This is a genomic window from Paraflavitalea speifideaquila (assembly GCF_032395985.1).
Taxonomy (GTDB): Bacteria; Bacteroidota; Bacteroidia; order Chitinophagales; family Chitinophagaceae; genus Paraflavitalea; species Paraflavitalea speifideaquila.
Map to the genome: position 1 here is coordinate 4,951,827 of NZ_CP135920.1, position 11,714 is coordinate 4,963,540.

Genomic DNA, 11,714 nt, shown 5'->3' on the forward strand with positions numbered 1-11,714 from the left:
TTTATGGCCGGTTTAAAGGGATGCGATATTCCTAAAACCAAAGACATTGTATGTCTTTATGATTATAGTCTTTCCTGTTCTTCAATGCTGCTGGCTCTTTTGGAGGTAAGCTTGCCGCCAATATGGTACCGTACGCTGAAGCTGATGCGGTGCGCTTCGGGCCGGTCATAATAACTGTAATCCGTTGTGTTGGCAAGTGAGGCTCCGCGCAGGCGGTAAGTGCGCAGGCAATCCATAAAGTTGAGCTGCAACGTAAGGTTGTCCTTCATCATGGATTTGCGTATACCGGCATCCATAAAGAATAAGGGATCTTTGAGGTAAATGCCCCATAGCTCACGCGAATGAAAGAAAGTGGCTACTTCGAGGCGGAACCCCATGGGCAGCCTAATTTGTTGCTGGGCCTGTGCATTGAAAGCCCAACGGGCGGCGATGACATCATCGCCTGCCTGCGGCAAGGGATAACGGGAATAGTTGGCGCCGGCGGATACCTGCATGCTCCAGGGGCCCGCATTGAAAGGCGCCGAGAAGAGCAGGTCGAACCGCTGCATATAGTGGAAGTTGGCCGTCACGCTTTTAATGGCATTGGTGGCAGAGTCATGGAGTAGCCTTTTGGTCATATAATTGTTGCGCAGGGCGTAGGTGGCCGTTACAATGTATTTGCGGTGGATGGTCCAGGCGCCGGAGATCAGCCAGGCCATTTCCGGCACAAGCGATGGGTTGCCTGAATAATAGAAGTATTGATCCGTATACCAACGTACAGGGTTGAGGTCGGAATAAGTAGGCCGGTTAATGCGACGGCTGATGGATAAGTTCAGCTTGTGTTGTTTCAGCTCACGGTCTATGGATAAGCTGGGAAAGAAACTGGTGTACGCCCACCGGTTGCTAAAGCCGTCCTTCACGGTATACCCTTTGGCATCGGTATGTTCTACCCGCAGGCCAATCATAATGCTGGTGCGTTTTATCTTTTTGGCAGCAGAAAGATAAGCGGCAGATACGCGTTCATCGTAAATAAAATGATTCGACATAGTGCTGGCTTCCTTATAAGAACCGCCGATGAGTGAATCGAAGCGGAAATTGTTGTCATTGGTCACGTAGGCATATTTGAGCCCTCCTTTGAATAGTATCCCTTTATGAGGCCATTCGAGATCTGTTTTGGCCGAGCGGATGGTGATGTATCCTGGTTGATGAGAACGCAGGGTATTTTTTTCCAGGAGTGAACCGTCGGTACCACTGGTCACGGTGGTGGTCATGAGCGCATCGGAAAGATTGCGGTAACTGATGTAGTGACCTTCTGTACTTAGTTTTTTACCCGTGGTATCGATGCGCCAGGTCCAGGCCAAATTGGCTGCATCGTAATGATAGGGTTCCACAATATTATTGTCAGTTTGGATAATGGAATGCAACTGGTGATTGCCCATGTATTTATATACCAATGCATCTTTGGGTGCTGCAAAATCATCGAAGTAGCCATGATAGTGAGCGCTCACTTGGTGCCGGCTGTTGAGCTGCCACTCGGCGCCCAGGCGCCAGGTGTAAAATTTGATCAGGTAGCGGCTGTCGCCAGATCGTTGAAGCTGAAAAGCAGCACCGTTTTCCTGTATGGTATTGCTACTGGTGCTGATCACTTTACGGTTGGGCGTATTGTAATCGAAGGAACCATAGAGGCTCAAAGCACTGGTGTTGAGTGTAGCGCTGATGTTTTGATTTGTCATCCAGGTGCTACCCCTGGTCACTGCCGAGCGCAGGTCAATGGCATAGCCGCGAATGGTACGTTTGCGGGTAACGATATTGATGATGCCTGCATTGCCGGCGGCATCAAACTCCGCTGCAGGCGCGGTGATCAGTTCTATCTTCGCTACATTATCACCGCTCAGTCCTTTCAGAAAGTCGGCCAATTGTTTCCCCGATAGGTAATTCATTTTTCCATCAATGAGTACGTTCACTCCTTCTGTTCCGCGCAGGCTGATATTATCGTCCTGACTTACACTGATGCCCGGCATCTTCTTCAACAGGTCGAATACCGAAGCGCCGCTGGTGAGGGCGCTATTGGCCAGGTTCATAACAATACGACCATTCTCTACCTGCAAAGTGTTTTTAGTAGCGGTAACGGTTACCTGCCGCATAGAATCGGTGTGGGGAAACGCAAGGGTATCCTTTTTCACAGATGGCTGTTTGGTACCGGCCGTACCGGCAGGCGCTGATTGTGCCCGCCCGGCAGCCGGGATCACTGCCGCAAGCAATATAACCAGGATAATAGAATAAGGAGTGTTCATGGTAGTGTATTACATAGATCGATGAAACAAGCCGTTGCAGGCAGCAGGCTTTAAATGGTTTCGAGGTATAGCTGTTGTAGTTTGTGTGCATCAATATCGTTTGCACTTAGCACATGGACGAGCTGTCCCTGCTTCATGATGCCGATGGTGGTAGCTACGTTCACCGCATTGAAAATATCGTGGGTGGCCATCAATACCGCTTTTCCCTGCTTGCCCAGTTGCTGCACGATAGCTGTAAACTCGTTGGTGGCCTTAGGGTCGAGGCCGCTGGTGGGCTCGTCCATGAAAATCACGTCGGCATCTTTGGCAAGGGCGATGGCGATACCCACTTTTTGCCGCATGCCTTTGCTATAGGTACTCACTCTTTTAGAAAAGGCTTCGGCTTGCAGACCGGCCTTTTGCAGCAATTCCTGCAACTGTTCTTTTTGTACCTGAAACCGGCGAGGCGGCTGAAGAAGTCGAGGTTTTCCAGCCCGGTAAGCTGTCCATACAACATCACCACCTCGGGTATATAGGCAATGAATTTTTTTGGTGTCGTTGTTGTTGGGCGATACCGCCACGCCATTGATGGAAGCCAGGCCGCCGCTGGCGGGAATAAAGCCCAGGAAGATATTGAGGGTGGTGGTTTTGCCTGCCCCGTTCTGTCCGAGCAGGCAGAATATTTCGCCTTTGTTCACCGTCAGGTTCAAGTTGTTAAGCGCTGCATGGTTTTTATATTGTTTTGATAACTGTGTTGCCTGTAGTGCATACATATAATTAGCATTTATTGGTGTGAATAATACTATTTAAAAGTGTTCTATACCCTGTACCGTAACCGGTAGTACGCCAGGGCGCCTGCAATGGCCGTCAACAACCACAGCCATCCCAATCCCCTCAACAACATGGCTGCTGCAGGCGGGCGTGGAATGGATGTAAAAACAGGTATATGGTCGAAGTCGGCCCTGGTCATCATCCTGCCGGCAAAGAGCGGTTCAAAGCAGAAATGACACAACTGCCGGTGAAAGACTGTGGTGGATTCCCGGAAGGCAAATGCGTCATCAAGCCCACTATGGGCCAGGGTATTCAACAGGTTTTGCGTATTGACGGCCGGGTTGATGAGATTGAAAGCGGCGATCTTTTGATGGCGCCCCACACCTGCTGAAAGTAAGCGTCTACTACCGGTTTTGCCTCTACATCGGCCAGGGCAACGTAGGCGGAATACGCCTGAAATTCCAGGAAACTGGCAGCAGCTGTCGTATCTGCATTCCTGTACTGCGGGAATAGTTTGTAAAAACGTTCCAATACTTCGCGCTTCTCCTGTTTCGTTTCGCCCAGCCCTTGCTGGCGGCGGATATAGTTGGTGAGTTTGGTAGGGTCGGCCTGGCTTTCATCTGTATAGCTCAGGTTGAGCAGGGCCGGTAGCACCACGAGGAAAAGCAGCCAGCTACCGAGACTGCATAGGGCGTTGAAAGCACTGGTGTAGCGGAAGGCATTGATGAGCAGCAACAGTGCAAACCAGCAGGCAGCGTACGATAAGGTGATGAGCAACCACCATCCCATGGAGGCCAGGGCGCTGCCCGGCAGGCCGCTCCATACGAAGGCTATCACCGACAGGAGCAGCAACAAAACTGTTGTGATGCCAAACCAAAACAATCCTTTCCCCAGGATGATACGATGAAGGGGCACGGGTTGTATTCGCAACATGGGCAAGGTGCCTTTCTCTTCTTCGTCCGACAGCAGATTGTAGGCGAAGCTGATGATAAGTAATGGCAGCAGGTAGATGATAACGAACGACAAGTCGAAATTGCCGGCCAGCAGTTTGCGCGGATTGGCGATCTCCGACCGGAAGAGCTGCAGGTACAGGTTCTGTGCGTTGAGTGGCAGGTAAAAGGCATTCACATCGCGCTGACCAATGGACAATCTCGACAGCGGCGCCGGCTCGTCAATGGCATAGTAGTTCAGGAAGAAGCGCACTTTGGATGGATAGGCGGCTTTTTCCCAGGCGGCCCTGCCCGCTGCTGAAGTGGTGTCGGCTTCCAGCCCCTTTACCAGTTGTTGCTGGTCGAGGGCATTCTGCCGGCGGATGTATTGTACCGTGTCTTCCTGCCGGTCGATCACTGCATTGCCGTAGTGGATAGCATACAGGCCCGCACATAGGAATACAGCCAATATCACCAGTTGTCCGTAGTTCCTGGTAAATATTTTCCATTCGCGCGTGCTGATGAGAAGCAGTGTTTTCATGTTTTAAAGTCGGGAAGTCCGAAAGTCCGAATGACCGGAAGTCGGGATGCCGTTTTTGATGAATAATAGATAAGAGCATTACATCAGGTGACCAGGTGAACACGTTTCAATACGCTGTAAAAAAGCAAACAGGCCAGTACCAGCAGCGCAGCGAGTGACAACAGTTCCCTGCGGTAGCGATGCAGTACCTCCTGTAAGGGTGGCAGCTGGTATTCAAAATCCGGCACCGATGCATAGAGCGCCTGCGAGGCTTTATAATCCCAATCGCCCAGCCTGGAATGATGCATCATATCCTCATTCATCTGCTGCACAAAGCGCCGACGGTAGGCTTCTGTTTTTTGCTGAAAATCAATATGCGTATAGAGATCGGTAGCCGACAGGGCCATGGAAAGCCCTTGTACGGCCAGGTAGGGATCTACCATACCGGCCAGGCGGCAGAAATCATCCTGTTGAAGCAGGGTTCGCTGCAGTTGGTGAAAATGTTTATCGTACACCTGGCTGCTGTATTCTTCTCCGGCCTGCATCACGTAGCCTTCAAAATTGAAAGGCAGTTCACTCACCTGCTTTACATGGTATTGTTGCAGGAGTTTTGTTTCCAGTTCCCGCGCGCGATCATCTTTGGTATTGTGCCCGTTGATACCCTGTACGATATCGCGCTGGATGGCTTCACGAAAAGTATATTGAGCGGGAAGCGGATAACGATCACTGCCCATATTGGCCGCGGTTTTAGGTAGGATGATACAGCCAGTGATCCAGATGGTGAGCAGGGCAAGCAAGGCATTGCCGCTGGTTTTGCTGATGGCCGATATGAATACAGTGAGCAGGGTAAACAGGAAAAAGTAAGTGCCGTATACAGCCATCAGCAGTAGCGTGCGCTGCCACCTGTCACTGCCCGCGCCCGGTGCCATGCCTGAGTAAAAGACAGTAGAGAGCAGCAACGCAGGCAATAACAATAATAGCAGGGCCGTAAACTGGCCCAACACCTTGCCAGTCGCTAGGGTGGTAAAAGAAACACCGCTGCTTAGTAGTAGTTTGAGCGTGCCCTGAGTCCTTTCCTGGGTAATGGTAGCAAAACCCATAAAGATGATAAGCAGGGGCACCAGCAGTTGCAATACAAGTGCTACCGTAAGTTGCCCGAAGCGAATGCTGGCGCCATGACCTTCGGCAGGCTTGAATACGAAATCATTTTGCCGGTGCGGTTCGAGGTAAGCATAGGCCCCGGCATAACTGTCGAGCCCGGCATCGAACATGCTGAACCAGGTTTTGGGCTTATAGGCAAAGGTGCCAAAGTGTGCTGCTATATGCGGGTGCTTGGGGTCCTGGTGCAACCACTGTTCCCTTTTTCCCGCTTTGCTTCGTCCCGTATATATTTTGCTGTATGATAATCGCGATAGCCGCTCCAGGCCGCCACCCCAGCAGCAGCAGGATGATGCCTGCTATCAGCAGGACCATCTTGCTGCGGTATACCGTGGTCAACTCTTTCATGGCTATCTGTAACAAGTTGCGGATCATGATCTCTTATTGTAGTTTACCGAAACCGCTGCAACGGCCTCCGGTGAGGATATTTTTTTACTTACACTGCTATTGGCAAGCTGGTAGCTGTACAGGCTGTTCTCCGTTTTACCGGCAAACGCAAAAATGACCTGATCGTTGCCGTAGAGACGCATGGTAGCGCCATTAGAACCAAATACATCGGGCAGACCGCCCAGTTTGCCGGCACTCGTTTTCTGTACTACATCCAACTTATAAAACTGATGGGAAGGACCGTTGATCTCATAGGAGTCCGCGGGTTTCACCAATGCAAGGGTAAAGGCCAGGCCATTGTCGAACAAGGATACCCCGCGGCATTTATACCCTGTGGCTGCATCGAAGTCGAAGAAATAAGCAGGATCAAAATCAGTCTGCCCCTTTTTGATGCGCAGCAGTCCACTGGGGCGGTTGGTATAGCCGAGGGCTGCTACATAAATATCACCGTTCTTATCGATGGAGAATGAGTCGTAAGCATCAAATACACTACCTGTGCGGTAGTCTTTGATGAGTTTTTCCAGCTTGCCCGTTGCGAGGTCGATCACGGCCACATAAGCCGTGTCGTTGTATTTCTCTACAAATCCGGCGCCTTCATAGAATACACCCATAAACAGTTTGCCATCGCGTGCCTTCATACCGAGGTAATACATCACAGGCGCTTCTGCACGCAGGATGGACGACAGGTCGATCTCGCCGGTGCGCTCCATCGTGGTGGGATTGAATTTGATCAGCTTGGCCAGGCCGCCGGCTACTGAAGCATAAGCCTCGGTAGGGTTTACGAACTCAACGGTGCTGTAGGTTTTGGCGCCAGGCACGACGAGCTCGCTTGCCTTGGTGGCCTTCCCGTTTTTATCAAAGGCGTACTTCGTCATGGTGGCGGGGAATTGTACACACTGGCATAAGCTGCGCCGTTATAGACCAACATCCGGCCATTGCCGGTGAGTTCGGTAGCATTGTTGTTGCCCAGTGATATGGTGTCAAAACCGGCAAGGCCCTGAATATAGGTGGTTTGTGCATTGCCGGTGCCAGCTACCAGGGCTATGGCATATTGGTTGGCGTCTTTGTTGACGGGGTCCCCGCCACTGTCCTTGTCTTTACTACAGCCACTGTCGGCGATCATACAGAAGAGTAAGAGGGTTGCTGTCAGCGTTTTGTTACGTTTCATTTTTTAGAGTTGCTTTTATTGATCAATGAATATTTTGTTTTAGAGGCATCGAGTAGGTTTCGACAGGCTCCTTTAGACCAGGGTGAGCCGCCCCGGAAGGGCGACCCACCCTTAAGGCGGTTTTCCGCCCGTCGGCGGGACTCAACCTGACAAAGAATCATTCTATAAACACCCTACACTTCAGCGTCCAGGCGCGGCCAGGCAGTTGCACATTGAAATTGTCGTACACCTGTGCATTACCCAGGTTGTGCACTTCAAAGCTCAGGGCTGCTTTGTTGTTGGCGAAGGCATAACTCACACCTGCCTGTTGCACCAACTGCGTAGGGATGACGGCCTTGGTATCCCGCCGTCCATCGTTGGACCAGTAGAGGTAAAACCAGTTGACGTAGTTGATGCCGTACCAGCACTGCAAAACATGCTGCCTGCGAAAGAGGTTGCGGCGTGTCCATTGCAGTTCGCCATTGGCAAAGAGAAATTGCTTGTTGGGCAGCCGCTGGTTATAGTACCGGTCGTCAATGTTTCCAGTATTCTCCTTATCCGACTTGTTGATGATATGCTGAAAAGTACCATTGGCCCATAGCGAAAGTGTGGGCGTGAACTGGTAACTCGCTTCAGCTTCGATACCGGCTGACAGGGCTTTGAGCAGATTGCGGTACTGGGAGCTGCGGGGCGAAGCCTGCAGAAAAATGATATTGTCGGTAAGCCGGAAGAACCCATTGACGCCCGCTGTAAAGGCCGCCCGCGTATACCGCGTCATCAAATTGATGTTGTGGCTGTTTTCCGGTTGGATGGCAGGGTTGGCTTTTACCAAACTAAAATCACCAAACACCTCCATCTCATCCGGTAGCCTGGTGGCATATTCGTAGGATAGTTTAATAAGCCAGTTTTTGTTGAGATCGTATTTCAGGGCTTCACTTACCCCCATTGTTGTTTGGAGCGTGTCGCTGGGTTGAATACCATATTGTCGATGGTGAAACCATTAGCCTTGTACCAGTAATATTTGACCGACGTGGTGCTCGTAAGGCGCCGCGCAAACTGATGCTGCCAGGCGAGGCCCGCCGTATTCTTCTGCATTCGCACCGGGTGGCCATAGAAATCCTGGCCATAATAATGTTCCGCAATGGTATCTTTTCCTTTGCGGGTGAACCAGGTGCTGGTGAGTGAAAAGCTGAACTTGTTGCTGCTGTCGGCCAGGTAGTCCAGTTGCAGCCTGCTCACGAGGTTATAGGTAGTAAAAAGCAGATCGGTACGTGAGCTGGCTATTTCTCCATAGGCAATTCTTCTTTCATATACTTTTCCGTCCCAGGTGTAAGCATTGTACGAGGTATCGAGGAAGTTTTCTTTGATCTGCCCGGCATTGCCGTAGAAAGATAAGTTGAGCTTCGGCAGCAACTGTTGTTTTACATAGCGTATCCCCGCATTCCAGGTGTGTTCATCACGGGTTACAGCGCCATACGGTTCTGTCATTACCAGGTTGTGCTGCACGTTCTTGTCCATACCGTAATACGAAGCATTGATGCTGAACAGGTCGGCCCAATTCTTTTTAAGGATACCCGCCTCTGCATTGAACTGGTAGTCCCGGTAGCGGTCGTGGAAACGCTTTACTTTTTGTGGCTTGGGGTTGCCCAGCCGGTCTGGTACATCGGCAGTAATGCTGTAATTGTTGTCACTGTAATTGTAAAAGCCGCCGGCCTGCAGGAAGAAGTGCTCACCCAGGTTTTGGTAGGTGTTCACCCCTGCTTTGTGCGTATTGAAAGAACCCATGCTGTAGGAAGCATCGGTATAATTGCTGAGTTGCTGACGGGTGACGATGTTGACGGCGCCGCCGAGGGCATCACTGCCCAGTTCGATGGGCACAATACCTTTATACACTTCAATACGGTCGATGGCATTGACAGGAAAAATATTGAGGCGGTTGCCGGCGCCGAGGAAATCGGCAGGGATACCATTGATGAAGAACTTCACCTGGCGGCCACTGATGCCGTTGATGGAGAAGTCGGCCTTGCTGCCCAAGCCCCCATCCTGCCGTACACGTACCCCTGGGCTCTGGTTGATGAGCGCCAGCGTGGTGGCCGGGCGGTTATAATATTTTTTTGGCGTCGATCACGGTGACAGCACGATTGGATTGTTGCAAGCTGCCGGAAGACACAGCGCTTACCTGTACCGACTTTAATTGGGTGGCAGGCTTCTTCAGCGTGTCCAGGTATATGGATGTACCGTTTGCCGCTGTGGTAGAAGTTTGCGCCTGGCTGTTGTACAGGAAAAGCAAAGGGGCCAGCAGGGTTAACAGGGTATATTGTTTGTTCATGGTATTTCAATAATTAAGCCCTGGGCAAGCATTTCATCATAAGCATTGCTATCTGTTGCCCGGAGTTGTTCTGCGCCTGTCATGCCGTCTGCCAATTCCCAAAAGGCCCGTTGTACGCCAGTGAGCCGCCAGGCTATTTCTCCCGCACGAGGCAATATGTAGGTCACTGCTTCTCCTGCCTCCTCTTTGTACAGGGCATGGTGCTGCTGGTTGCGCAGCGCACGTGGCTGCTGCCCGGTATGCAAGGGAATGATGATCCTTTCTTCGCTGTACACGAGGAAAATACTTTTAGCAGTAGTGGTAATGTGGCGTTTATCACCTGCCTCGATGTAGCATACATCAATCGCCTCAGGCTGCTGGTAGCGGCCACTGGCATACGTAATTAGTTTGGCAGGTACGGGTTCCGGGCCAGGGTTATGGATAATAATTTCACCCGGAGAATGGGAAATGATATCCAATTGTTCTACATAGAAAAATCATCTGCAGCAGTACCTGACTGTTTGAGTGTGCCGTCAAGGTACATTTCCGATAGCAGCGTGTATTTGCCGGGCGCTGCGTTGGCAGGGATCGCCCAGGTAAAATAGTAGTGCCGCCCGTTCTGTATATTGGTCAATATTTCCACCAGCTTTTCACGTGGTTGCTGGCCGGCGAGGTAGGAGGCCAGTACAACCAAGGGTGTATGCTTATTGAGGTATTGAAAATTGCTGGTTTGCGGTAAGGTAGGTGCAGCAGGCGCCGCCGTAGAGGGCAGCAACAGTACGTGCTCTTCAAAAGCACCTGCGTTTTTCCATCGGGGGTATGAATGCCGATGCGTACATACGGAGATACAGCCGATGTCATGCCTGCCGGGAGGGTGAGGTTCCAGTGGATGGTGACGTTGCTGCCGGCCACGGCGCGTTTGGGGAAAATACTCATGTCAGTTCTTTCTAAGACTTTTGATGACTTGTTTACTGTACTGCACAGGGTATTGCTGAAACCATTTGATCATTGTATCATGGCCCAGCTGATCGTAGGTAACGGTCATAAACCTGGTTAGTTTTTCATTGAATACTTTCCTGGTTGTGGCCACATCTGCAGCCAACTGTTCCTGATGCCTTATTTTCTCCACTTTCGAGGCAGGCTGGTGGTGCAGATAAGTACCGAAATATTGATGACAAAAATCCTGGTAGGTGGCCGTGAATAGGATGAAGTTGTGCCACATTTCATCTATGATCAGCAGTTCGTCGGGTATGAATACGTCTGGCTGCCCGCAGATGAAAAGGAACTTCCTGGTTTCGGTAAAAATATCTGCGGCTTCCGTTTCCGTTACTTCAAACAGATCGGTGAAGCGCGACAGTACATCTTCGTTGTTGTATTGCAGCAGTGTTGTGAGGTCAGTACTTTGCATGGTGGTTTGGTTTTGGTACAAACAGCGGGGAACATGGCCCCGCTGTTTTTTTACAACAGACTAACCATTAATCCTGTGAACTGCAGCAATGGCTGCCGCCGCAGCAATGTGTACCAACGCCTGTCCATGCGTTTTCTCTTTCTTCGATGAGGGAAGCAATGAGCGCATCGCGGTTGATGATTTCCATAGTAAAAATGTTTAATTGATAATGCCTACTATTTTGGAAAGAGGTGTTCGGCGATATCCTCTATGCCATAGTTGCACGGGTACCGCGTGCCGCAAGGCAATTCAGTATGCTTAGGGGACAATCTGTCCCACGGCGGATCTCAGACTTGATGTAAGGAATTAGTTGCAGCGGGCATAACCATGCCTTATCAGGCGATTGCCTGCCGGGTGATGGTACGTATCACCATTGGCCCGTCTCCTATCCAGGAACGGCCACCAGGTAATCGTTGTACCAGGCAGTGTTAGGCGCGGGGTGGTCCCCGGCCTTCTGTAACAAATAAGCGATCGGGATTGATGGAAGTGAGCAGCCTGCTGTAAGTAGGTGCTATGTGTACAGGCGCTATCACCAGAAGTAGTTCGCCGGTAAAGGGCGCGTCTTTGGCGAGTTGGAAATCACAGATGTCACAGGTACTGTGTATGGCGCCGGCTTTTGTAAGTACGTTTTCCTGGAAGGAAGAATGGTCGGAGCTAAAGGAGTTATGTGTGTGCAAAGCTTTCACCGCATGTACCAGCATCATTACCGACAGAAGCAGTAATGCGATCAGTTGCCTGGTAGGTATATGCCTTGCGCGATACATGGAATCAAAGATAGGGGAATTTCTACTAAAT

At 50.8% G+C, this 11,714-nt stretch carries 14 protein-coding genes; all 14 read right to left on the reverse strand.

Annotated features, from left to right (window positions below):
* Positions 1-62: 62 nt before the first annotated feature.
* Positions 63-2,273, reverse strand: coding sequence for an outer membrane beta-barrel protein (locus tag RS881_RS34175; protein ID WP_315814849.1), 2,211 nt, complete (start codon positions 2,271-2,273; stop codon positions 63-65).
* A gap of 50 nt (positions 2,274-2,323) precedes the next feature.
* Positions 2,324-3,025, reverse strand: a complete 702-nt coding sequence (locus RS881_RS34180; protein ID WP_315814850.1) for an ABC transporter ATP-binding protein — start codon at positions 3,023-3,025, stop codon at positions 2,324-2,326.
* 44 nt (positions 3,026-3,069) lie between these two features.
* Entirely contained in the window at positions 3,070-3,339 is a 270-nt protein-coding gene (locus RS881_RS34185; protein WP_315814851.1) for a hypothetical protein, read from the reverse strand.
* Complete coding sequence (locus tag RS881_RS34190; protein WP_315814852.1) at positions 3,336-4,493, reverse strand: ABC transporter permease; 1,158 nt, start codon at positions 4,491-4,493, stop codon at positions 3,336-3,338. The genes RS881_RS34185 and RS881_RS34190 overlap by 4 nt, the downstream gene beginning before the upstream one ends.
* Before the next feature lie 83 nt (positions 4,494-4,576).
* On the reverse strand, positions 4,577-5,821 hold the full coding sequence (locus tag RS881_RS34195) for an ABC transporter permease (RefSeq protein ID WP_315814853.1): 1,245 nt from the start codon (positions 5,819-5,821) through the stop codon (positions 4,577-4,579).
* A 180-nt stretch (positions 5,822-6,001) separates the two neighbouring features.
* Positions 6,002-6,892, reverse strand: a complete 891-nt coding sequence (locus RS881_RS34200; protein ID WP_315814854.1) for a DUF4374 domain-containing protein — start codon at positions 6,890-6,892, stop codon at positions 6,002-6,004.
* Entirely contained in the window at positions 6,889-7,185 is a 297-nt protein-coding gene (locus RS881_RS34205; RefSeq protein ID WP_315814855.1) for a hypothetical protein, read from the reverse strand. Before RS881_RS34205 ends, RS881_RS34200 begins: the two co-directional genes overlap by 4 nt.
* 157 nt (positions 7,186-7,342) lie before the next feature.
* Positions 7,343-8,110: a TonB-dependent receptor domain-containing protein gene (locus tag RS881_RS34210; protein WP_315814856.1), complete on the reverse strand. Its 768-nt coding sequence runs from the start codon at positions 8,108-8,110 to the stop codon at positions 7,343-7,345.
* The gene (locus RS881_RS34215) at positions 8,101-9,198 is read right to left on the reverse strand and encodes a TonB-dependent receptor plug domain-containing protein (RefSeq protein ID WP_315814857.1); all 1,098 of its coding nucleotides are present in this window, start codon (positions 9,196-9,198) and stop codon (positions 8,101-8,103) included. The genes RS881_RS34210 and RS881_RS34215 overlap by 10 nt, the downstream gene beginning before the upstream one ends.
* Positions 9,199-9,265: 67 nt before the next feature.
* On the reverse strand, positions 9,266-9,493 hold the full coding sequence (locus RS881_RS34220) for a hypothetical protein (protein ID WP_315814858.1): 228 nt from the start codon (positions 9,491-9,493) through the stop codon (positions 9,266-9,268).
* A complete protein-coding gene (locus tag RS881_RS34225) occupies positions 9,490-9,951 on the reverse strand; it encodes a hypothetical protein (protein WP_315814859.1) in 462 nt (153 codons plus the stop codon). Before RS881_RS34225 ends, RS881_RS34220 begins: the two co-directional genes overlap by 4 nt.
* Before the next feature lie 5 nt (positions 9,952-9,956).
* Positions 9,957-10,247, reverse strand: coding sequence for a hypothetical protein (locus RS881_RS34230; protein WP_315814860.1), 291 nt, complete (start codon positions 10,245-10,247; stop codon positions 9,957-9,959).
* A 162-nt stretch (positions 10,248-10,409) separates the two neighbouring features.
* Positions 10,410-10,880 carry a UCP032817 domain-containing protein gene (locus tag RS881_RS34235; RefSeq protein WP_315814861.1) on the reverse strand — a complete coding sequence of 157 codons (471 nt, stop codon included), beginning with the start codon at positions 10,878-10,880 and terminating at the stop codon, positions 10,410-10,412.
* 467 nt (positions 10,881-11,347) lie between these two features.
* Complete coding sequence (locus RS881_RS34240) at positions 11,348-11,683, reverse strand: hypothetical protein (RefSeq protein WP_315814862.1); 336 nt, start codon at positions 11,681-11,683, stop codon at positions 11,348-11,350.
* Positions 11,684-11,714 lie beyond the last annotated feature (31 nt).

Coding starts and splice junctions, on each gene's coding strand:
- RS881_RS34175 (WP_315814849.1), bottom strand. CDS start 2,273: ATGAACACTCCTTATTCTATTATCCTGGTTATATTGCTTGCGGCAGTG.
- RS881_RS34180 (WP_315814850.1), bottom strand. CDS start 3,025: ATGTATGCACTACAGGCAACACAGTTATCAAAACAATATAAAAACCAT.
- RS881_RS34190 (WP_315814852.1), bottom strand. CDS start 4,493: ATGAAAACACTGCTTCTCATCAGCACGCGCGAATGGAAAATATTTACC.
- RS881_RS34200 (WP_315814854.1), bottom strand. CDS start 6,892: ATGACGAAGTACGCCTTTGATAAAAACGGGAAGGCCACCAAGGCAAGC.
- RS881_RS34205 (WP_315814855.1), bottom strand. CDS start 7,185: ATGAAACGTAACAAAACGCTGACAGCAACCCTCTTACTCTTCTGTATG.
- RS881_RS34210 (WP_315814856.1), bottom strand. CDS start 8,110: ATGGGGGTAAGTGAAGCCCTGAAATACGATCTCAACAAAAACTGGCTT.
- RS881_RS34220 (WP_315814858.1), bottom strand. CDS start 9,493: ATGAACAAACAATATACCCTGTTAACCCTGCTGGCCCCTTTGCTTTTC.
- RS881_RS34235 (WP_315814861.1), bottom strand. CDS start 10,880: ATGCAAAGTACTGACCTCACAACACTGCTGCAATACAACAACGAAGAT.
- RS881_RS34240 (WP_315814862.1), bottom strand. CDS start 11,683: ATGTATCGCGCAAGGCATATACCTACCAGGCAACTGATCGCATTACTG.